We start from the raw sequence: 21,799 nt of genomic DNA on the forward strand, positions 1-21,799 counted from the left end.
AGTGCTGTTAGCTTCGACGGCTGACGACCGGACCCTTGGCCGAGCCGAATTCGGCCAGCACGGTTTCTCCGGCGATTGCTGTCTGGCCGAGCGTCACCCGGGGCGCCGCGCCTGCCGGCAGGAATACGTCAAGACGCGAACCGAAGCGAATAAGGCCAAACCGTTCGCCGGCATCCAGCGGGTCGTTCGGGTTTGCCCAGCAAAGGATGCGTCGGGCAACAAGGCCGGCAATCTGCACGACACCGATCTGGCCATGCTTGGTTTCGATGACAAGACCGTTGCGTTCGTTGTCTTCGCTCGCCTTGTCGAGCTCAGCGTTCACGAAGCTGCCCGACCGGTAATTCACGCTGACGATCCGACCACGCACCGGTGAGCGGTTCACGTGGCAGTTGAACACGTTCATGAACACCGAGATGCGCAGCATCGGCTCGCTGCCGAGGTTCAGCTCGACCGGCGGTACGACCATCTGGACGGATGAAACCTTGCCATCAGCCGGGGAGATGACGAGATCGTCGTCCTGAGGCGTCATTCTCTCGGGGTCGCGGAAGAAATAGGCACACCAGAGTGTCAGGATCAGACCGATCCAGAACAGCGGCTTGAAGATCCATCCCAAAACCAGCGATGCGACGAAGAACGCGGCGATGAAGGGATAACCTTCCTTGTGCACCGGGACGATGGTGTTGCGTACCGTATTGAACAAGCTCATCTATACCGCGCTCCTAGCGTTCTTTTCTCACCGCTGGTTACAAGGAAACCGCGGCCTCGGCAATGCCGCACCTCCTCGACCCACATCTATGACGTGCTTCTGAACAGTAAAGCAGTCGAATTGCCAGGCTAGTTCGCGGGCGCAAGCCTGTTCACGATACCCAAATCGTCATTCTCGCGGACCTGCTTCAGGTGCTCTTCGGCCTGCGTGGCCTCACGTTGGCGATTCCACATCGAGGCATATAGGCCCTTCTTTTGAAGGAGTTCTGCGTGGGTGCCGCGTTCAGCAATCTCGCCGCTCTTCAGAACGATGATCTCGTCGGCGCCGATGACCGTCGATAGGCGGTGGGCGATGACCAGCGTCGTGCGGTTCTTCGATACCACATCGAGCGCGGTCTGGATGTCTCGCTCGGTCGTGGTATCCAGGGCGGACGTGGCCTCGTCGAGGATGAGAATCGGTGGCGCCTTCAGGACTGTTCGCGCGATTGCGACGCGCTGCTTTTCGCCGCCGGACAGCTTCAGACCGCGCTCGCCGACCTTGGTGTCAAAGCCTTCCGGCAGCAGATCGATGAAGTGCGCGATCTGCGCGATTTCGGCGGCAGTTTTTACGTCTGCGTCGCTGGCAGATGGGCGACCGTAGCGGATGTTGTAGGCAACCGTATCGTTGAAAAGGACGGTATCCTGCGGAACCATACCGATCGCCGATCGCAAGCTCTTCTGCGTCACCGCCCTGACATCCTGGCCGTCAACGGAGACCGAACCGCTCTGGATATCGTAGAAACGATAGAGCAGACGCGACAATGTCGATTTGCCTGCCCCAGACGGGCCGACAACTGCGACAGTCTTGCCGGCCGGCACCTCGAAGGAAATGCCTTTGAGGATCGGTCGGGCGGGGTCGTAGGAAAAATGCACGTCCTTGAAGGAGATGGCGCCTTGCTTGATATCCAGGGGGGCGGCGTCGGGTGCGTCTTTCACCTCGGCCTTGACTTCAAGGAGATCGAACATCTGCTCGATGTCGGTCAGCCCCTGGCGGATTTCGCGATAGACGAAGCCAATGAAGTTCAGCGGGACGGAGAGCTGAAGCAACATTGCGTTAACGAAGACGAAATCGCCGACTGTCTGTTCGCCGCGTTGGACCGCGAGGGCTGACAGGATCAACATGACGGTCGTTCCCAGACCGAAGATTACGCCCTGGCCGAAGTTCAGCCAGCCGAGCGAGGTCCAGACGTCAGTCGCCGCTTTCTCATACCGCTCCATCGACCTGTCGAAGCGCCGGGCCTCCATCTCCTCGTTGCCGAAGTACTTGACCGTCTCGAAGTTGAGGAGCGAGTCGATCGCCTTGGTGTTGGCGTCGGTGTCACTGTCGTTCATCGTGCGGCGGATGGCGATGCGCCAGTCGCTGGCGCGGATCGTGAACCAGATGTAGGCCCAGACTGTGAACGCGGTGACGGCGAGGTAGGAAAACCCATAGCCCCACCAGAAGATGATGGCGGTCAGCAGGAATTCGATCAGCGTCGGAACGGAGTTGAGGATCGTGAAGCGGACGATGGTCTCGATCCCTTTCGTGCCCCGCTCGATGACCCGCGACAATCCACCGGTCTTTCGTTCCAGGTGAAAGCGCAGTGACAGTTCGTGCATGTGCACGAAAGTCTTGTAGGCCAACTGCCGGACGGCGTGTTGTCCGACGCTGGCAAATAGCGCATCGCGCAACTGGTTCAGGCCGAGTTGAAGGAGGCGCGTGACGTTGTAGGCGATCACCAACGCCGTCGCCCCGACGAAAAGGTCCGGCACCTTTCCGGCCAGGTCCATCCTGCCGTTCAGCGCATCCGTAGACCACTTGAAGAAATAGGGAACGAGCAGCAGGACGAATTTGGAGACAAGCAAATAGACCGACGCCCAGACGACGCGCATCTTGAGATCGGTACGACCGGTCGGCCACATGTAGGGCCAGAGATTGAACAGCGTCCGCAGCAGGTTGGAATCAGAGACTGTTTTGCCGTTTGCCATGCGAATCTCCCGCCGAAAGGCGCTGATGGCGCTGCGTTGCCGACAAATTTGGGAGCGGCGGAAATGCCGAAAAGGCGTCGCCGGACATGATCGTCGTCACCGCCATATAGGGGTTGGCGGGAGCAATACAACAGATCGACGCCAGAGGAAAAGAGCGGCCGGACGTGTTCTCCGTCCGGCCGCTCTTTTTATCGTATGATCGCCTTAAAGATGTTCGCCGTGCATCCGCTTGCGGTGAAGCTCTTCTGCGTTCGGCAGGGCATCTTTGGGAAGGCCGAAGATCTGGCCCGGCAGAATACGGTCCGGGTTGGGGATCTTGTCCTCGTTGGCGACGTAGATGGTCGTGTAGCGGACGCCGGCGCCGTAGATACGGCGAGAGATCTGCCAGAGGGTATCGCCGCGGCGGATAATGACCGTCTCATTGCTCGGAGCAAGCGGCGCCTGCTCGATCGTCGTCGGCTCGCCCTGACCGCTCGCGACTTCGTTCGTAACGGGTGTACTAGGTGCCTCCTCAGGGCCAGTCAGTTGTGCGATATCGGCGCCAAGCTTGCCCAGCGCAGCGCCAACCGACTTCGCATCCTTCGGCAGGGCCTGCACTGTCTTCAGTGCCCCTGCAGCAGTTTGTGCTGCGGTGGACGCTTGTTGTTTGAAGTCGGCAGTCGCATCGGCTGCGGGGCGGAATTCTGTGATGGCGCGCAGGGCGAACTCGTTGGCGGAGCGGGCGGCGGCGAGCTGCTCCGCTCCCGGTATCTTGCCGTCGGCGAACAAGCCGTTCAACAGAGAGAAGGCCTTGGAGGCGTCGCTCTTCAGCTTTCCGAGTGCGCTTTCATCGAGTGGCACCGTCGCGGGTGAGGTTCCGGGTGTTGAGCCGGCGCCCTGCGCGGCAACCGTCACCTGATTTCCTTCCGGACGGTTGAAATTGACGGAGGCACGAACAGCGACCTTGCCAGCGTCATCGAGAACGTCGACGCGAATCTTGTGATCGCCGACGGAAAGCGGCATGACGCCATCGACGACGAAATGACCATCTGGACCGGCCTTTGCCTTGCCGATCATCTTGTCGTCCGCGTAGGCAATCACATTTGCCAACGGCTTTGCCATGCCAGCGACAAAGATCTTGTCGCCTTCGATCTCGACGGCGTTGACCATGACATCAGCGGCCGCAGCAGGGCCGGGCTGTGCACCGGCAGCTGCTGGCGCATTCGCAACATCTGGCGAACCAGGTGTCTGGGCCGGAGCTGCAGGCTGATCCGACGGCGCAACATTGCCATTGGAGGCAACCTGGGCGTCTGGCTTGGGTGCGGTGATGATGCGGCTCGCAGTTCCTGGTTTGGAGACCATCGCCAGCAGTTCGGAGCTCTTGCCGTCCTTCGGAACGGAAACGGTGGCAACCTCTTCAGATGTCGACGCTTTGCCGTCTTTGCCGGTGGCTCGGAGGACGAGTTGATGATCGCCGGCGGCAAGCGGATTGTCCAGCACCGCAGCAAAATCGCCGGTCGGGCCGACGTTTGTGGTGGTGACGACCTTGTCGCCGTCGACGATTTCAAGCTTGCTGTTTGGCTCGGCCGAGCCGGCAATGACGGTGGAACCGTCCGGCTCGACGCGTAGCACGTCGAACGTCGGAAGGTTGCTCGCATTTTCGGTTGGGGTAGCCGCAGGCGACGGCTGGCTCGCCGCCGTGCCAGTTTCCGCGGAGCCGGTCAGCGTCGCCTCAGCTTTTGCAACCGCCATTACCGCATCGGCAGTGTTTTCCGGCAAGGCCTTGATGATGGTCAGAGCCTTGGCGGCGCCATTCTTGGCCTTGGTGGCGGCAGCCGCCGTGACCGGATTCGTGCCATCCGGGATCGCAAGGTCTGCAAGTGTCTGGAGAGAGGTGGTCGCCTTCGATTTTGCCGCTTCGAAAACTTCCTGAGTCGGACCCTTGCCGTCGGCAAAGAGCGCCTTAAGTTCCGAGATGGCTTGGCCCGCCTCCGAAGCAAGGCGCCCGACCGTTTGGGTCGTAGCGGCGTCGTCTGGAGCTGCAGGGCGGGATGTCTTCGCCGATTCGTTGACCGTCTTCTTCACCTCGGAGCCGGCTTGATTGATTGCGTCACCAACTTTCGCGGCGTCTCCGCCGATGCGGGGCATGACGAAAAATACCATCAAAAGAATTGCGACTACAAGCACTGCGAGAGCCAGCAAGCCGGCACGGTTTCTCATCATCACGTCTCCCCAGGCGGCAATCTTGCCGGACTTCCTAAAATTGCTAGCGATTCCCGCTGCTTTGCACAAGCAGTCAAAGTAGCCGGGCAAATGTAACAGACAGGTTTTCCGTCATTTTTCTTGACTGGAGCCAGAGAGAATAGTTGTTTGCCCGTATGACAGATCAATCTCATTACATTCGCTCCATTTGTGTCTATTGCGGCTCGCGACCGGGCAGCGATCCTCGCCACATGGCCGCCGGCCGTACGCTGGGTAAGGAAATCGCCGAGTATGGCCTACGCCTCATCTATGGCGGAGGCACCAAAGGCATCATGGGGGCTGTGGCGAGCGGCGTGCTTTCGAACGGGGGTCAGGTCACCGGGATCATTCCCGAGTTCCTGATCGACATGGAGGCTACGCGCCATTCCCTCGGCCAGCTCAATGAGTTGATTGTAACCCCTGACATGCATACGCGCAAACATGCGATGTTCGAGCGTTCGGACGCATTCGTGGCGCTGCCCGGCGGCATAGGCACCCTGGAGGAGATCGTCGAGATCATGACATGGGCACAGCTCGGCCGTCATGAGAAGCCGATGGTATTCGCCAACGTCGGCGGCTTCTGGGATCCGATGATGGAGCTGTTGCGGCATATGACGGACGAAGGCTTCGTTCACACCGCCCATCGCGTTCAGCCGCTTGTCATTGACGACATTTCGGAAATCATCCCCGGCATCATGGCGCAGGCTGCTGAGATCGCCTCTGTCGATCGCGACGGCGAAGATGCGGTGATCTCAAAAATGTAGGGCGCTACCGGGGCGAGAGACCAGATTCTCGTCGATTCTGACGTTAGAGCTTTGGTTCGCTCGCCCGTTCCGCCGCCCTTAGCGCTCCCTGCTGCCGCGCAGCATCGCCCAGCTATAGAGGACGAGGCCGGCCCAGATCAGCGGGAAGGCGATCATGCGCGCGGTGCCGAGCGGCTCGTGGAAAATGAAGATCGCGATGAGGAAGATCATCGTCGGCGCGATGTACTGCATGATCCCAATCGTCGATAGACGCAACAGCTTGGCGCCGTTGGCGTAGATCATGAGCGGCACGGCAGTGACGACACCGCAGCCGAGCAACAGCGCCGTATCCGCCAGACCCGTGCGGTAGAGGTGCCCTTCGCCGGTACCAAGCTCGAGATAGAGTATGTAGAAGAATGCCGGAATGCTGAGGATCAGCACTTCAAGAAAAAAGCCTTGGTTCGGGCCGAGCGGCAAGGTCTTGCGGAACAGTGCGTATAGACCCCAGGAGATCGTCAGCGTCAGCGACACCCACGGTAGACCGCCGCTATCGAGCGCCAGTACAACGACCGCAAGACCGGCGAGCACAATGGCCGCGATCTGTAGTGGTTGCAGCCGCTCCTTCAGCACGACGGCGCCGAGGAAGATGCTGAACAGCGGATTGATGAAGTAGCCGAGTGCGGCGTCGAGCGAATGGCCGGTGCCGATCGCCCAGACATAGGTTCCCCAGTTCACGGTGATCAGCGATGCGGTCAGAGCCGCCATCGCCAGCATCCGCGGCGACCGCAAGGCCGTGCGGATGTCCTGCGTACGGCCGAGCACGATGAGCACGAGGCCTGCGAGCGGAAGCGACCAGAGAATGCGATGCGCGATGACCTCGGCCGGAGAAATATGGGCCACGGCCTTCATGTAGATCGGCAGGAAACCCCAGAGGAGATAGGCCGTTAGTGCAAAGGCGAAGCCGCGTGGACTGTCTTCATTCTTGGCGACTGGAGCGCTTGCATTGGCGGACATCGAGTGTTTCCATATTTGTTCTTTACGGATCCGCTTAACCTAACGGACGTGAATAGGCCAATTCATTTCGGTGAATGGATGCCGGCCTTCACGCTGGTGAGGACCATGGACGACGAGGCTCTTGCGAACAGCCGCAGGGCATTTGCCACCCAGGTGCTTTCGAAGGAAGGCGTGCTCAGTGACGAGGCGTTGCTGCGAGCCTTTGCGACAGTGCCGCGCGAGCGGTTTCTTGGGCCGCCGCCGTGGAAAATGGCGGGGTGGGGCGGTTATGTCGACATTGCCTCGGACGATCCCGCAGCTGTGTATCAGGATGCACTGTTTGCGCTTCAGCATCAGCGGCACATCAACAACGGTAGCCCGAGCCTTCACGCCCGGGGGATACACAAGCTGGCGCTCCGCGAGGGGGATACGATTTGCCACGTGGGCGCTGGCAGTGGTTACTATACCGCGATCCTGTCTCTGCTCGTTGGCAGTAGCGGCAATGTGACCGCCGTGGAGTTTGATGCCGAGCTGGCGGTTCGGGCAGAAGAAAACCTCCGCGCCTATCCGAACGTTCGCGTCGTCCACGGCAACGGGCTCGAATGGCCGCGCGAGCCCGCAGACGCCGTCTACGTGAATTTCGCCATCCACTTTCTCGTTGACGCCTGGGTGGAGCGGTTGCGTGTCGGTGGCCGGCTCATCCTGCCGCTCGGTGTTCCCGATGTCGACGCGAGAGGGCCGACGGGGCTTGCTTCCTATGCCGGATTCTTCCTGTTCCGGCGTGAGGAACATGGTTACGCAGCCGAGTATCTCTGCCCGGTTGCGTTTGTCTGGGGAGAAGCCGTGAAGAGCGGGTTCGTTAGCTACAGGCGGCTGGAAGCCGCCTTCTACAAAGGTGGCATGGAGCAGGTTCGGGCTCTGCGCTGGAAGGGCCCGCGACAGGGCAAGGAATGGTATTCAGAAGTCGATTGGGGCCTTGTCTTCGGTGCGTGAAACCTACTCGGCGGCAATCTTGCCCGCCAGCTGGCGGTTCTTCATCAGCTTGTAGATCACCGAATCCATCAGCGCCTGGAACGACGCGTCGATGATGTTTTCGGATACGCCGACCGTCCACCAACGAACGCCGTCACTGTCCGTGGACTCGATCAGAACGCGGGTTATGGCTTCGGTACCCCCGTTGAGGATACGCACCTTGAAGTCCGCCAGCACAAGATCGTCGATCTCGTGTTGGTACTTGCCGAAATCCTTGCGTAGCGCGAGGTCGAGCGCGTTGACCGGACCGTCGCCTTCGGCAACCGACATGATCGTCTGACCGTCGATGACAATCTTCACGACCGCTTCCGAGACGATCTTCACGCGGCCGTGGGAATCGAAGCGGCGCTCGACCATGACGCGGAAGCCATCGACCGAGAAGAATTCCGGGATGGTTCCGAGTGTGCGGCGCGCGAGAAGCTCGAAGCTCGCATCGGCGCCCTCGTAGGCATAGCCGGATGCTTCGCGTTCCTTGACCAGCGTGATCAGGTGGTCGAGCTTCGGGTCGTCCTTGCCAACTTCGATGCCACGCCGCTTCAAGGCATTGATGAAGTTCGCCTTGCCGCCCTGATCTGAGACCATGACCTTTCGGAAATTGCCGACACTGTCAGGCGTCACATGTTCGTAAGTGCGAGGATCTTTCAGCAGAGCCGAAGCATGAATGCCGGCTTTGGTCGCGAAAGCGGAGGCGCCCACATACGGCATCTGGTGATCGGGCGAGCGGTTCAGAAGCTCGTCGAACGCATGCGACAACCGCGTCAGGTTGGTCAGCCGGTCGCTGTCGATCATGGTCTCGAAGCGTTGGGTGTAAGTTTCCTTGAGCGCCAGCGTCGGGATCAGCGTCACGAGATTGGCATTGCCGCAGCGCTCGCCGATCCCGTTCAACGTGCCTTGGATCTGGCGCACACCGGCCTCCACAGCCGCGAGCGAATTGGCCACCGCCTGGCCGGTATCGTTATGGGCATGGATCCCGAGACAGTGTCCCGGAACGCCCGCGGCGATTAGCGCCTCGATGATCGCACGGATCTCCGGTGGCTGAGTGCCGCCATTGGTATCGCAGAGCACGACCCAGCGCGCACCTGCTTCATAAGCCGTCTTTGCACAGTCGATAGCATACGCGGGATTTGCCTTGTAGCCGTCGAAGAAATGCTCGCAATCGACCATCGCTTCCTTGCCCGCGGCGACGCAGGCCTTGACGCTCTCCGCAATGCTTTCGAGGTTTTCCTCGTTGGTGCAGCCAAGCGCCACCTTTACGTGGTAGTCCCAGCTCTTGGCGACAAAGCAGATTGCATCGCTCTTGGCCTGCAGCAGGCTCGCCAGCCCGGGATCGTTCGAGGCTGAGATACCGGCTCGCTTCGTCATCCCGAAGGCAACGAAGCCTGCCTGTGTCGTGCGTTTCTCATTGAAAAAGGCAGTATCCGTCGGATTGGCACCGGGATAGCCGCCTTCGACATAATCAAGGCCGAACTCATCCAGCATGCTCGCAATCGCAATCTTGTCCTCGACGGAGAAGTCGATGCCGGGAGTCTGCTGCCCGTCGCGGAGCGTCGTGTCGAAGAGGTAGATCTTTTCGCGAGTCATGATGGTGGTCCTGTCAGCCTTGCGGCCTGTTATTGCTTTCCGGCGAACTTGTCGGTGGCGCGGATGAGCCTGTCGAGGATACCGGGCTCAGAATAGGCATGGCCGGCGCCTTCGATCAGATGAAACTCGGCCGTTGGCCAAGCCTTGTGCAGCAGCCAGGCATATTTGGCCGGGCATGGCATGTCGTAACGGCCATGCACGATGACGCCGGGAATGTCCTTCAGCTTGTAGGCATCGCGCAGCAGTTGGCCTTCGTCCATCCAGCCGGCATTGACGAAGAAATGGTTCTCGATCCGGGAAAAGGCATAGGCGAAGTCGGCGTCCTCGAACTTGCCACTGGTGGACTTTTCCGGCAGCAGAGTGATCGTCTCGCCTTCCCAGATGCTCCAGGCTTGCGCAGCCTCAAGGGCGGCGGCCCGGTCGGCACCGGTCAGGCGGCGATTGTAAGCCAGCATCATCTCATGGCGTTCTTCCGGCGGGATCGGGGCGATGAAGCGCTCCCACTTGTCGGGGAACATCTCCGACACGCCGAACTGATAGTACCAGTCGAGCTCGGCCTTGGTGAGCGTGTAGATGCCGCGCACAACCAGCTCTGACACGCGCTCCGGGTGCGTCTCGGCATATGCAAGCGCCAGCGTCGAACCCCAGGAGCCGCCGAACACCTGCCACTTTTCAACACCTGCCATCTCGCGCAGCCGCTCGATGTCGGCGACGAGGTGCCAGGTGGTGTTGGCGTTGAGATCGGCGTATGGCGTGGACTTGCCGCAGCCGCGCTGGTCGAACAGCAGCACATCGTAGAGGGCGGGATCGAACAGACGGCGGTGGCTCGGCGAGAAACCGCCGCCCGGTCCGCCGTGCAGGAACACCGCCGGCTTTGCACCCGGTGTGCCCGAACGCTCCCAATAGATCTTGTGGCCGTCGCCGACGTCAAGGTGACCCGAGGCGTAGGGTTCGATTTCAGGATAGAGGGTACGGAGCACTTCTGTCATATTTTGACGCCTTTGGCTGGCCAGATTGCGGTATCGTGATCGGGGTGCTGGAAGGAGATGATCTTCTCCTGCTGCGAGTAATAATCCGGGTCTTGGTGGATAGGTTGGTCGAAGATCGTCTCGACCCAGGGAATGCGTGCGTCGTAGTTGACCTGGATCTGCGGCGCCAGGTCGGTTCGATCGTCGAACGTACCGATTGCCAGCTCCAGCCCCCCGGGTGGCGGTAGGTCATCGGCGTGCCGCAGTCCTTGCAGAAGCCGCGCTCGATGTTGATGGAAGACTGGAAATAGCTGGGCTCACCGCGTGTCCACTCCATGCTTTCGTCAGGCGCGGTGACGAGCGCGGAAAAGAAGCCGCCGAATTGCTTCTGGCACATGCGGCAATGGCAGATCGAAGGGCGGCCAAGCTTGCCGCTGACACGGAATCTGACTGCGCCACACTGGCAGCCGCCGGTTCGAATGGGTTCGCTCATGCTGAGGCTCCGGTTGGCCAATGGGCTGTGTCGTGGTCGGGGTGCTGGTGATTGCTGGCGGCAATCGCGTTCTCGCGATCGGGCGTTTCCGGTTCCGGCTCGATAGGCAGGGCAGCGAGCTCGTGGAACCAACTCATCCTGCGTCCTGTGTTCGACTGCATCACCGGCTTGACAGTGTCAGGATTATCAAGGGAGCCAAGCACGATGTTGATGCCGTCGGCGTCCGGGGTATCGAAGAAAAGCGGCGTGCCGCAGTCGGCGCAAAAGCCGCGGCGGACGATATCGGAGGAGTGAAACCACTTCGGCTCGCCGCGGGTCACGGCGAAATCCCTGCGCTGGGCCGATGCCAGCGGCATGAAGTAGTTTCCGGCCGCCTTCTGGCACATGCGGCAGTGGCAAAGGTGCGGATAGCCGAGTTCGCCAACGACCCGGTAGCGTACCGCGCCGCATTGGCAACCTCCGCTCAGAACCGCAGCCTTTGTCACGAGTTCCTCTCCTCGGGCCACTTGGTCGTGTCGTGGTCCGGATGCTGGTAGGAGACGATGTCGTGCAGGAAGGGCGCAGCCTCGGCGTCCTCATCGGTCTCACGGGCAGGCAAGTCGTGCAGGTGATCGACGAAATCGATCTTGCGCTCGGTGCCGAATTGGATGACGGGCGGAAGCGCGGAAGGATCGTCGAAGGCGCCTGCCGCCACCGCCACTCCATCCGGCGCCTCGTAGGTCAAAGGCGTCCCGCAATCGGCGCAGAAGCCGCGCTGGACGAGGTTGGAGGAGCGAAAAAGCTTGCGCTCGCCACGCGTCCATTCGAACTCGGCACCCCGCACAGAAACCAGCGGTGCGTAGTAGGCGCCGAAAGCCTTCTGGCACATGCGGCAATGACAGATGGATGAATCCTTGAGCGTCCCGCGAACCCGGAAGCGGATCGCGCCGCACTGGCACCCACCGGTATAGGTGGTCATCTCTTCACCTCCCACTTGGTCACGCGCTCGCCGGTCGTCGCATCCTTGCCGTCCTTGAGCTGGATGCCCTCGGCCAACAGCGTGTCGCGGATCTTGTCTGCCTCCGCGAAGTTCTTTGCCTTCAGTAGTTCCAGTCGCGCCTTGACGCGGCGGTCGATCTCGATGGCAACCGCTTCGTCGATCTCCGCCATTTCGGGCAGGACGCCGAGCAGGGCTGCACTGGCTGCGAATGTGGCGTGATCGCCTGACTGGGCAAGCGCGTGCAATGCCTGGATTGCCGCCACGGTGTTGAGGTCGTCGGCCAGCGCATTGACCACCGCGGCGTCAGGCTGCGCGCCCGCAGCATCTGCTGCCGGCCACTTCGAAAGCAGGCGTTCAGCTTCCTCGAGGCGCTTGACCGAGAAATCGATCGGCTCGCGATAATGCGTCATCAGCATCGCAAGGCGCAGCACGTCGCCCGGCCATTGCCGGCCGCCGAATTTCTCAGTGTGCAGCAGCTCGTAGATGGTGACGAAGTTGCCTTCGGACTTCGACATCTTGCGGCCTTCGACCTGCAGGAAGCCGTTGTGCATCCAGATATTCGCCATGACCTTGGTGCCATGCGCGCAGCGCGATTGGGCGATCTCGTTCTCGTGGTGCGGGAAGATCAGGTCCAGGCCACCGCCATGAATGTCGAAGACTTCGCCGAGATAGCGCTCGCTCATGGCAGAGCACTCGATGTGCCAGCCCGGACGGCCGCGGCCCCATGGGCTCTCCCAGCCGGGCTCGTTGTCGCTCGAGAGCTTCCACAGCACGAAGTCGCCGGGATTCTTCTTGTGCGCGTCGACGGCGATACGGGCACCGGCCTGCTGTTCGTCGAGATTGCGCTTGGAGAGCTGGCCGTAATCGGCCATCGATTTCGTGTCGAACAGCACTTCGCCCGATGCCTGGTAGGCATGGCTGTTGGCGATCAGCTTTTCGATGATCTCGATCATCTTGCCAATATTGTCGGTCGCGCGCGGCTGGACCGAGGGCTCAAGGCAGCCGAGCGCCTTGGCGTCGTCGAGGAACTGCTTCTCGGTCTTCTCAGTCACTGCGCGGATGGCGTCATTGAGCGGCAGGCCGGGATAGTCGCGAAGCGCACGTGCGTTGATCTTGTCGTCAACGTCGGTGATATTGCGCGCATAGGTGACGTGCTCAGAACCATAGACGTGGTTCAACAGCCGGAAGAGCACGTCGAAGACGATGACCGGGCGCGCGTTGCCGATGTGGGCGAAGTCGTAGACAGTCGGACCGCAGACATACATGCGGACATTTTGCGGATCGATCGGCGCAAAGGCCGTCTTTTCGCGTGTCAGCGTGTTGTAAAGCTTCAGTTCCGGCTTCTTAGTGTCTGGCGCGCCGGCCATGTCTACTCTCCCAAATGCAATGATCCGAAAAAACTCTGCCACCGGCGGGCCGGGGCGTTTCTCATCTTGGACTTTTCAGGAGACGAAAACGGCCAGGCCAGCGAGCGCGCTAGCGAATAATCTTCCGGCAGATAATGCAGATAACCGTTTTCATGGCGGGTTTTATGGCGCGGGAACGGGGTTTGGTCAAGAGGGGTGAGAAGCGGTCCGGCGCAAGCCAGAGCAATCGATCCAGTGAATCGATTGCAGCGACGAACGCCCGAAGCGCAAGCGAAAGGGCCGGGCCGGTCCCATTCGCACGAGCCCCACAAAATTCTGCTACAACGCGCCAGGAAGTGAGGAAGCCCCGTGACGTGAAAACCCTCAATCGAATGGTCCTCGCAGCGGTGATTCTGGCTGTCGCGGTCGCATCGTATTTGGCATACGATCGCGTCATGGCACCATTCGTTTCCCCGACACTCGCGGACTATCCCATACAGGGTATCGACATCAGCCATCATCAGGGCGCCATCGATTGGCAAGCGCTGTCGCGCCAGGCGAAGGTCCGCTTCGCGATCATGAAGGCGACGGAGGGCGGCGACCACCGCGACACGCGTTTTGCAGAAAACTGGAAGGCTGCGAAAGACGCAGGCATCGTGCGCGGCGCCTATCACTTCTTCACCTTCTGCCGCCCCGGCCGTGATCAGGCGCGCAATCTGATCGAAGCGGTGCCAGTCGAACCGGATGCGCTGCCGATCGCGATCGATCTCGAATTCACCGGCAACTGCGGCAAGGTGCCGACGCTCGACGAGCTGAGCACGGAAATCAAAGCGTTCTTCGACGAACTGAACGGTGCCTATCCAGGCAAGCCGATCTTCTATCTGAACCAGCAGTTCTTTGAGCAGTATATCAAAGGAAACGAGGCGCGCTTTCCGGATCACTATCTCTGGCTGCGCAGCATCGCGCAGGAGCCTCGTCAGAACGATTGCGGTGATTGGTCAATCTGGCAGTTCGCCGACAACGGTAGGCTCGACGGCATTCAAGGCTCCGTTGACCTCAACGCGCTGTGCCCGTCGGAAACAGGCTTCGCGCACCTGTTCCCGGTTTTGACGGCCAACTGAGGCAGGCTTATTCCGGCAGGCGGTAGTCGACGAGCTTGTTCTCGCGCACGATGAAGAGCTTGCCGGTCTCGGTCACATCAGGGCCGACCAGCGGCAGGATCGCCTTGGCGACCTCGGAGGGATGCGGCAACGTATCGGGATCTTCACCCGGAACGGCCTGGGCGCGCATGGCGGTGCGGGTCGCGCCCGGATCGACGCTGGTGATGCGAAGCGGCGTGCGCTGCGTTTCGCCGGCCCAGGTGCGGGCAAGCGCCTCGACGGCAGCCTTGGACGCGGAGTAGGGCCCCCAGAACGGGCGACACTTGTGCGCGGCACCGGACGAGAGAATGACGGCACGGCCGGCGTCCGAGCGCGACAGCAGCGGATCGACCGAGCGGATCAGCCGCCACGTCGCGGTCACGTTGATGTTCATCACCTTCTCGAAGGTCTTTGCTTCGACATGGCCGATCGGCGAAATCACGCCGAGCACGCCGGCATTGGCAACGAGAATGTCGAGCTTGCCCCAGCGCTCGAAGATCGAGGCGCCCAACGCATCGATGGCGTTCATGTCGGCAAGGTCGAAGGGAACGAGGGTTGCCGAGCCGCCGACGGCCTTGATGGCATCATCGAGATCTTCAAGACCCCCGACGGTGCGGGCGCAGGCGATCACATGTGCCCCGGTCTTTGCCAGTTCCAACGCGGTGAAATAGCCGATGCCGCGGGAGGCGCCGGTGACGAGCGCGATCTTGCCTTCAAGGTTGAGTGTCATGGTCCCGCGGTTCCCCCGTAGCTGAAAAAGCAAGGGGCGCAATAAGCGCCCCTTGGTCAAATGTCAAAGCCAATGGCTGTCAGCCGTTCGTCGCCAGCAAGGAAACCTTGCGGCCCATCGTTTCGCCGTCCTTGTCGAGAAGGCGGGTCGGATAGTCGCCGGTAAAGTAGTGGTCGGTGAACTGCGGACGGGCGTCGTTGCGATCCTCGCCACCGACGGCGCGATAAAGGCCGTTGATCGACAGGAATTCCAGCGAGTCCGCGCCGATATATTTGCACATGGCTTCGAGGCTGTCGTACTGGTTGGCCAGCAGCTTCTCGCGATCCGGCGTGTCGATACCGTAGAAATCAGGATAGTAGATCATCGGGCTTGCGACGCGCAGGTGCACTTCCTTGGCGCCGGCATCGCGGATCATCTGCACGATCTTCAGCGAGGTGGTGCCGCGCACGACCGAATCGTCGACGAGCACGACGCGCTTGCCTTCGATCATCGCCCGGTTGGCGGAATGCTTCAGCTTAACGCCGAAAGCACGGATCTGCTGTGTCGGCTCGATGAAGGTGCGGCCGACATAGTGGTTGCGGATGATGCCGTATTCGAACGGAATGCCGCTTTCCTGGGCGTAACCGAGGGCTGCCGGCGTGCCGCCATCGGGAACAGGGACGACGACGTCGGCGTCGACGGGCGCTTCCTTGGCAAGGTTGATGCCCATGTTCTTGCGAGCAACATAGACGCTGCGGCCGCCGACGACCGAGTCCGGACGGGCGAAGTAGACATATTCGAAGAGGCAAAGCCGCTCGGGCTGGCCGTTGCCGGCCTTGCGCGCGTCGATCGAGATCGAACCGTCAGGCTGGATCTCGCAGATGATGACTTCGCCGTTCTCGACGTCGCGGATGAATTTCGCGCCGATGATGTCGAGTGCGCAGGTTTCCGAAGCAAAGATCGGCTTGCCGTCGAGCTCACCCATGACCAGCGGACGGATACCAGTGGGATCGCGTGCGGCGATCAGCTTCGTGCGCGTCATGGCGAGCATCGAATAGCCGCCTTCCATCTGACGGATCGCGTCGATGAAGCGGTCGGCCGTGGAGGTGTAGCGCGAGCGGGCGATGAGGTGGAGAACGACTTCCGTATCGGAGGTCGACTGACAGATGGCGCCACCGGCGATCAGCTGGCGACGAAGGGTCAGGCCGTTGGTGAAATTACCGTTGTGGGCAATGGCGATGCCGCCGACTTCAAGTTCAGCGAAAAGCGGCTGCACGTTGCGGAGCGCGACTTCGCCTGTTGTGGAATAGCGATTGTGGCCGATCGAGATATTGCCCGGCAGGCGGGCGAGGGTGGTCGGATTGGTATAGTGATCGCCGACCAGGCCCATATGCCGCTCGGAGTGGAAGCGCAGTCCGTCGAAGGAGACGATACCGGCCGCTTCCTGCCCGCGATGCTGAAGGGCATGCAGGCCAAGCGCCGTCAGCGTCGACGCATCGTCATGGCCGAGAATGCCGAAGACGCCGCACTCTTCGTGGAGGGTGTCTCCATCGAATTCGTCATTGAGCGTCAAGGAATGAGACTGGTTCATCGATGCGGGCCTTTGCTCTCACAAGAATGGATCGGCTTTTCCATAGCATGCCGCCGTGATCATGCGTTTTAAACGGCTGAGGCCCGACGGAGCGGATGCCCGGCCGGACCTTTATTCACGTTCCGCTCAAATGGCAATTGCCAGGTGGCGGGTCAAGCTGTTGAACACTGCGTCAATTAGACGGCTGCTGTGCACCATTCGCAGGGGCGGGCGTTGCGTCTTCGGCTGGCGCCTGGTCCGATGCCGGCGCGTCGCCGCTCTCAGTATTGCCGCCCTGCGGCTGAATTTTGTCCATCACGCTCGCCCGTACCATCTGCGCGAACTCGGCCGGCAGCACGGACTGCAACTTGACGACCATCGAGTCCAAGAACGGCTTCGACTTGGCGTTGTTCACCCAGGACGGACGGTTTTCGGGCACGAGCCAATTCCAGAAGGCGACGGCGACGACGAGAAGAAGTATGCCCCTAGCCGCGCCGAAGAGAAAGCCCAAAGTGCGGTCCAGAGCGCCGATCCGGCTGTCGATGATGAAATCCGCGATCTTCATGGTAATGAAGGAGATCACGATCAGCGCGATCAGGAACACCACCGCGGCCGAGCCGACGATCGCAATGCGGTCGTCATCGGTGTACTTCTTCGCGTAGGGAACCAGATACGGATAGAAATAGTAGGCGGCGGCTGCAGAGCCGCCCCAGCTTGCGATCGAAAGAACTTCGCGGGAGAAGCCGCGGACCATCGCAAGTACGGCGGAGAAAAGAACGACGCCGATGACAATACCGTCGAAAATCGTAATGGGCATATAAATTCAACTCCAGGACCGCCGTTTATCTACGGCTTGGTCGCGCCTCATTGCGTGCTTCCTATAGCATCACCGGTGCTGGCGATGAAAGGATCAAACCTCTTCTTCCACACGTCGCAGTGCGCCTTTCGACCCGGCAATACGTGCAACCAGGTCCGGAAGGCTCTCGATCTCGCTCCAGCGACCGCCGGAACCCTTTGGCAGGTCGGCTGACGCCGAGGGAAGCAGCGCGGCAGAAAAGCCCAGCTTCTCGGCTTCTTTGAGGCGCTGGGACGTCTGTGAAACCGGCCGGACGGCGCCCGACAGGCTGACTTCGCCGAAATAGACACAATTGGCCGGTAGGGCAATACCGGCCAACGACGAAACCAGGGCCGAGGCGACGGCGAGATCGGCGGCCGGCTCGGAAATACGATAACCGCCTGCGATGTTCAGATAAACGTCATGCTGCCCAAGCCGAACGCCGCAATGGGCCTCAAGTACGGCGAGGATCATCGACAGGCGCGCCGAATCCCAGCCGACGACGGCACGGCGGGGCGTGCCGAGCGAGGTCGGGGCAACAAGCGCCTGCACTTCCACCAGGATCGGGCGTGTGCCTTCCATACCCGCAAAAACGGCAGCTCCCGGCGATTTCTCATTGCGCTCGCCAAGGAATAGCTCGGATGGATTTGCGACCTCGCGCAGCCCCTTGTCCGACATCTCGAAGACGCCGATCTCGTCGGTGGGGCCGAAGCGGTTCTTGACCGTACGCAGGATGCGGTAGTGATGGCCGCGATCGCCTTCGAAGTAGAGCACTGCATCGACCATATGCTCGACGACACGCGGTCCGGCGATCTGCCCGTCCTTGGTGACATGGCCGACGAGAACCATGGCAGCCCCTGTCTGCTTGGCGAAGCGGATCATCGATTGAACGCCGGTGCGGACCTGCGTGACGGTGCCCGGAGCGGAGTCGGCCAATTCGCTCCAGAGCGTCTGGATGGAATCGATGATGACGAGATCCGGGCGCTTGCCTTCGGCCACCGTCGCGAGAATGTCCTCGACGTTGGTTTCCGCGGCGAGCAGCACGTCTGTATCGGCAGCCTGCAGGCGCTGCGCCCGCAACCGCACCTGAGCAACCGCCTCTTCACCCGAGACGTAGATGATCCGATGGCCGCGGCGCGAAAGTGCCGCCGCGCCCTGCATCAGCAGTGTCGATTTACCTATGCCGGGATCGCCGCCGATCAGCACGGCCGAGCCGCGCACGAATCCGCCGCCGAGTGCCCGATCGAGTTCCGAAATTCCCGTGTGGATACGCGGCGCTTCCTCGATTTCGCCCGAGAGTGCCGTCAATGCCACTGGGCGGCCCTTCTTCGGCGTCTTGGTCGGCCCGCCGCCGATGCCGCCCATCGGGTCTTCCTCGACGATGGTGTTCCACTCGCCGCAGCTGTCACACTTGCCCACCCAACGGTTATGGACGGCGCCGCAGCTCTGGCAGATGAATTGTGTCCTGGCCTTCGCCATCAGTCATGCTTTCGGTTGGATGGTCGCCGGCGCGCCGCATCGAATCAGTTTGATTGCTCAAATAATCATTCCCCGCACCGATCAAAACTAATGATTTCCCTATAAGGGGCTGCGGTGGCACTTGTTCTCCACTGTCTTGGAGGCAACGACCATGCTGGACTATTCGCTCGCGCACTGGATCGCGTTCTTGACCGCGGCGGTTCTGCTGAACCTGTCGCCCGGTCCGGACATGGCTTTCATTCTCGGCCACACTGTCAAAAGCGGGACGAGGACCGGCTTTGCCGCCCTGTTTGGTATCTGGACCGGCGCCAGCCTGCATGTAGCGATGGCGGCATTCGGTCTCTCGGCGATCCTCGCCGCTTCGGCGGTCGCCTTCTCTGCCGTGAAGTGGGTCGGCGCGATCTACCTCGTCTGGCTCGGCATTCAGGCTCTGCGCTCGAAGGGTGATGGCGGCCTGGTCAATGCTGCAAAGGATGTCCTGCCCTGGCGCCGCGTCTACAGGCAGGGCATCCTCGTTTCACTGCTGAACCCGAAGGTTGCGATCTTCTTCCTAGCCTTCCTACCGCAATTCGTGGTCGAAGGCGCCGGGCCGACCTGGCTGCAGCTGGCGGTCCACGGCGTCCTGATCATTGTCGTCGCGGCCTTCATCGAACCGCCGCTCATCCTCGCCGGAGGGCGCCTTGCCGATCTCGTCAAGCGCAAGAGAAGCATCGGCCTATGGCTCGATCGCGGCCTTGGTGCGCTGCTGGTGGCGCTCGGCGTGCGGCTGGCGTTGACCACCCGCTAAGAAGCTCACTCGTCTTCGAAGAGATACCGCCGCTCGTGGCGAAGGCCAATGCTGGTCAGGATCTCGTAGCCGATCGTCCCCGCTGACCGAGCGACGTCGTCGACAAGTACGTTCTTTCCGAACAGTTCGACGTAATCGCCTGCCCGCACTGCATTTTCCGGAAGATCGCTGACGTCGAAAATCGTCAGGTCCATGGTGATGCGGCCGGCAACGGGCACCTTCCGTCCGGCCACGAAGCCTAGGCCGCCCTGCGGCACCGTTTGACGCAGTGGCACGCCACCGCTCGATTGGCTACGCAGGTAGCCATCGGCATAGCCGGCCGACACGACGGCGAGCTTGCTGTCGCGGTTCAGTTGCAGGGCGCGGCCATAGCCGACGGACTCGCCTGCCTTGGCCGAGCGCACCTGAATGACACGTGCCTCGGCGGTCACCACCGGTCGCATCGGGTTTGCCATGCCGTTGATGGCTTCACCGCCGTAGAGCGCGATGCCGGGGCGGGTGAGATCGAAGTGATAGTCGCTGCCAAGAAAGATGCCGCCCGATGCCGCAAGGCTTGAATCGATGCCTTCATAGGCTGCGCTAACCTGCCGAAATGATTCAAGCTGTTGCCTGTTCATGTCAGAGGAATGGTCGTCGCTGCAGGCGAGATGGCTCATGACAAGCACCGGCGCAAAACTGGCCGGGCGTGAGACGTCATCGGCGAGCGCCATGGCCTCGTGCATGGAAAGGCCCAGCCTGTTGAAGCCCGTATCGACATTAAGCGCGCAGGGGTAATCGCCGTAGTCGGCAAGAACCGCCATCCAGAAGGCGAGTTGCTCTTCCGATGAGATCACCGGCACGAGGTCATTTTCGAACAGGCGTCGCTCTGTACCGGGCCAGACACCCGAGAGGACGAAAATGCGGGCGTCAGGCGCATAAGGCCGAAGCGTCACGCCTTCGTCGACGGTAGCGACGAAGAAATCGCGTGCGCCGGCCATGAAGAGCGCTTCACCGGCGTCTTCGATCCCGGTGCCGTAGGCATCTGCCTTCACGACGGCGGCAGCACGGGCCTTGCCGGAGCGTCGCGCCATGTCCTTCCAGTTTTCGGTGAGTGCCGTCAGATCGACGGTCAGGCGCAAGCCGGCCGAATCGAATGGGTCTTGATCTTCGAAACTATCAACAAAATCAGTCATCGTGCTTCACAAAAGAGGGGAGAGTGCTTGTCGCACGGCAGTCTAAGGATCAATAAGGCAAAGTGAAAGCAGGCCAAGGAGATATCGGCGCGGCGATCACTTTTGTTCAAGACGCAGGGTAGCGCCGGCGATAGATTGGTTCGATGGAAAATGTATCGCAGAAAGAGGCGGCCGACGCGATGCCGCTTGCAGGCGCCGAGCGGACTCGCTTCTGGCGTGATCGGCGATTTCGCAACATGGAGTGTCTGAGCGCAAGCTTCCTGACACATGAATATGCGCCTCACGCGCACGACACCTTCAGTATCGGCGCGATCGAAAGCGGCACGCAGATCGCGACGATGAAGGGCGTCCGGGAGGAGACCGGCGCCGGCGATCTCTATCTCATCGACCCCGGCGTCGTGCATGACGGCGTGCCGGGCGGCGAGGGATATCGTTACCGGATGATCTATCCCGACACGAAGCTGTTCGTCGATATCCTCGAAGACGTCACCGGCAAGGCCTTCAACGCCACACCCTCCTTTCCGAAGGAGCTTCTCAACGATCCCGAGATGGCCGCCGCCTTCCATGCCGCCCATCGTGTGCTCGAGAGCGGCGCCGGAGCGCTGGAATCAGAGGAAGGGATGTTCCGCGTGCTGGCTGCGATCTTCCAGCGCTATGGCAGCACGATCGTGACACCGGTTGACACCAAGGAGCGCTCCGCAGTCGGTCGCGCCCGCGACTATCTGACCGACAATTTCGACAGCGATATCGGCCTTGACGAACTGGCGGCGGTCGCCGGCCTAAGCCGCGCGCACCTCATCCGGGCCTTCCGCCGCGAATATCACATCACCCCGCATGCCTTTCTGACTGACAAGCGGGTGCGTGAAGCGCGCAAACTGTTGCGGGACGGCAAGGCGCCGGCCGATGTGGCAATTCAGTGCGGTTTTGCTGATCAGGCGCACTTCACCCGTCACTTCAAGGCGCGAACCGGCGTCACGCCGGGACAATATCGCGCCCGCTGATCACTTTCGTTCAATACGGCCGCGGCCGGGCGGCTTAACA

The 21,799-nt window shown here is 61.1% G+C and carries 19 protein-coding genes and 1 pseudogene; 5 read left to right on the forward strand and 15 right to left on the reverse strand.

Features of this window, described 5'->3' with window-relative positions; genetic code table 11:
• Positions 1-7 precede the first annotated feature (7 nt).
• The 3 genes from RGCCGE502_RS06655 to RGCCGE502_RS06665 form a co-directional block, all read right to left on the reverse strand.
• Positions 8-706, reverse strand: coding sequence for a phosphatidylserine decarboxylase (locus RGCCGE502_RS06655; RefSeq protein WP_016553405.1), 699 nt, complete (start codon positions 704-706; stop codon positions 8-10).
• 128 nt (positions 707-834) lie between these two features.
• Entirely contained in the window at positions 835-2,712 is a 1,878-nt protein-coding gene (locus RGCCGE502_RS06660) for an ABCB family ABC transporter ATP-binding protein/permease (protein ID WP_016553406.1), read from the reverse strand.
• 204 nt (positions 2,713-2,916) lie between these two features.
• Positions 2,917-4,914, reverse strand: a complete 1,998-nt coding sequence (locus tag RGCCGE502_RS06665; protein WP_019279739.1) for an Ig-like domain-containing protein — start codon at positions 4,912-4,914, stop codon at positions 2,917-2,919.
• Between the two features lie 155 nt (positions 4,915-5,069).
• On the opposite strand from RGCCGE502_RS06665, the gene RGCCGE502_RS06670 reads away from it, so the two are divergent.
• Positions 5,070-5,696 carry an LOG family protein gene (locus RGCCGE502_RS06670; protein ID WP_016553408.1) on the forward strand — a complete coding sequence of 209 codons (627 nt, stop codon included), beginning with the start codon at positions 5,070-5,072 and terminating at the stop codon, positions 5,694-5,696.
• 78 nt (positions 5,697-5,774) lie between these two features.
• Here the strand turns inward: RGCCGE502_RS06670 and rarD are convergent, their stop codons facing one another.
• A complete protein-coding gene (rarD, locus tag RGCCGE502_RS06675) occupies positions 5,775-6,689 on the reverse strand; it encodes an EamA family transporter RarD (RefSeq protein WP_016553409.1) in 915 nt (304 codons plus the stop codon).
• Positions 6,690-6,794: 105 nt separating this feature from the next.
• Here rarD and RGCCGE502_RS06680 point away from each other — a divergent pair, with 105 nt between their 5' ends.
• Positions 6,795-7,661, forward strand: coding sequence for a protein-L-isoaspartate O-methyltransferase family protein (locus RGCCGE502_RS06680; RefSeq protein WP_051158667.1), 867 nt, complete (start codon positions 6,795-6,797; stop codon positions 7,659-7,661).
• Positions 7,662-7,664: 3 nt separating this feature from the next.
• Here the strand turns inward: RGCCGE502_RS06680 and cimA are convergent, their stop codons facing one another.
• From cimA to cysS, 6 genes and pseudogenes are all read right to left on the reverse strand, one after another.
• Positions 7,665-9,281 carry a citramalate synthase gene (gene cimA / locus RGCCGE502_RS06685; protein WP_016553411.1) on the reverse strand — a complete coding sequence of 539 codons (1,617 nt, stop codon included), beginning with the start codon at positions 9,279-9,281 and terminating at the stop codon, positions 7,665-7,667.
• A gap of 29 nt (positions 9,282-9,310) precedes the next feature.
• Positions 9,311-10,270, reverse strand: coding sequence for a prolyl aminopeptidase (pip, locus tag RGCCGE502_RS06690; protein ID WP_016553412.1), 960 nt, complete (start codon positions 10,268-10,270; stop codon positions 9,311-9,313).
• Positions 10,267-10,742: pseudogene (locus RGCCGE502_RS35200) on the reverse strand (GFA family protein). Before RGCCGE502_RS35200 ends, pip begins: the two are co-directional and overlap by 4 nt.
• Positions 10,739-11,227, reverse strand: a complete 489-nt coding sequence (locus tag RGCCGE502_RS06695; protein ID WP_016553414.1) for a GFA family protein — start codon at positions 11,225-11,227, stop codon at positions 10,739-10,741. Before RGCCGE502_RS06695 ends, RGCCGE502_RS35200 begins: the two are co-directional and overlap by 4 nt.
• A complete protein-coding gene (locus RGCCGE502_RS06700; protein ID WP_016553415.1) occupies positions 11,224-11,700 on the reverse strand; it encodes a GFA family protein in 477 nt (158 codons plus the stop codon). The genes RGCCGE502_RS06695 and RGCCGE502_RS06700 overlap by 4 nt, the downstream gene beginning before the upstream one ends.
• Positions 11,697-13,088 carry a cysteine--tRNA ligase gene (gene cysS / locus RGCCGE502_RS06705; RefSeq protein WP_016553416.1) on the reverse strand — a complete coding sequence of 464 codons (1,392 nt, stop codon included), beginning with the start codon at positions 13,086-13,088 and terminating at the stop codon, positions 11,697-11,699. The genes RGCCGE502_RS06700 and cysS overlap by 4 nt, the downstream gene beginning before the upstream one ends.
• A gap of 371 nt (positions 13,089-13,459) precedes the next feature.
• Between cysS and RGCCGE502_RS06710 the strand changes: the two genes are divergently transcribed.
• Positions 13,460-14,188 (forward strand): glycoside hydrolase family 25 protein, encoded by a 729-nt coding sequence (locus tag RGCCGE502_RS06710; protein ID WP_016553417.1) that lies wholly within the window; start codon positions 13,460-13,462, stop codon positions 14,186-14,188.
• Between the two features lie 7 nt (positions 14,189-14,195).
• Here RGCCGE502_RS06710 and RGCCGE502_RS06715 read toward each other — a convergent pair whose 3' ends face one another.
• The 4 genes from RGCCGE502_RS06715 to radA form a co-directional block, all read right to left on the reverse strand.
• A complete protein-coding gene (locus tag RGCCGE502_RS06715) occupies positions 14,196-14,936 on the reverse strand; it encodes an SDR family NAD(P)-dependent oxidoreductase (RefSeq protein WP_016553418.1) in 741 nt (246 codons plus the stop codon).
• 79 nt (positions 14,937-15,015) lie between these two features.
• Positions 15,016-16,506, reverse strand: coding sequence for an amidophosphoribosyltransferase (purF, locus tag RGCCGE502_RS06720; RefSeq protein ID WP_016553419.1), 1,491 nt, complete (start codon positions 16,504-16,506; stop codon positions 15,016-15,018).
• 172 nt (positions 16,507-16,678) lie between these two features.
• Positions 16,679-17,302, reverse strand: coding sequence for a CvpA family protein (locus RGCCGE502_RS06725; RefSeq protein ID WP_016553420.1), 624 nt, complete (start codon positions 17,300-17,302; stop codon positions 16,679-16,681).
• 93 nt (positions 17,303-17,395) lie between these two features.
• Positions 17,396-18,799 (reverse strand): DNA repair protein RadA, encoded by a 1,404-nt coding sequence (gene radA, locus RGCCGE502_RS06730; RefSeq protein ID WP_016553421.1) that lies wholly within the window; start codon positions 18,797-18,799, stop codon positions 17,396-17,398.
• A gap of 151 nt (positions 18,800-18,950) precedes the next feature.
• Between radA and RGCCGE502_RS06735 the strand changes: the two genes are divergently transcribed.
• Positions 18,951-19,586, forward strand: coding sequence for a LysE family translocator (locus tag RGCCGE502_RS06735; RefSeq protein WP_016553422.1), 636 nt, complete (start codon positions 18,951-18,953; stop codon positions 19,584-19,586).
• A gap of 5 nt (positions 19,587-19,591) precedes the next feature.
• Here RGCCGE502_RS06735 and alr read toward each other — a convergent pair whose 3' ends face one another.
• Positions 19,592-20,758, reverse strand: a complete 1,167-nt coding sequence (alr, locus tag RGCCGE502_RS06740; protein WP_016553423.1) for an alanine racemase — start codon at positions 20,756-20,758, stop codon at positions 19,592-19,594.
• A 179-nt stretch (positions 20,759-20,937) separates the two neighbouring features.
• On the opposite strand from alr, the gene RGCCGE502_RS06745 reads away from it, so the two are divergent.
• Positions 20,938-21,759, forward strand: a complete 822-nt coding sequence (locus RGCCGE502_RS06745) for an AraC family transcriptional regulator (protein WP_016553424.1) — start codon at positions 20,938-20,940, stop codon at positions 21,757-21,759.
• Positions 21,760-21,799 lie beyond the last annotated feature (40 nt).

The organism is Rhizobium grahamii CCGE 502, assembly GCF_000298315.2.
GTDB lineage: Bacteria > Pseudomonadota > Alphaproteobacteria > Rhizobiales > Rhizobiaceae > Rhizobium > Rhizobium grahamii.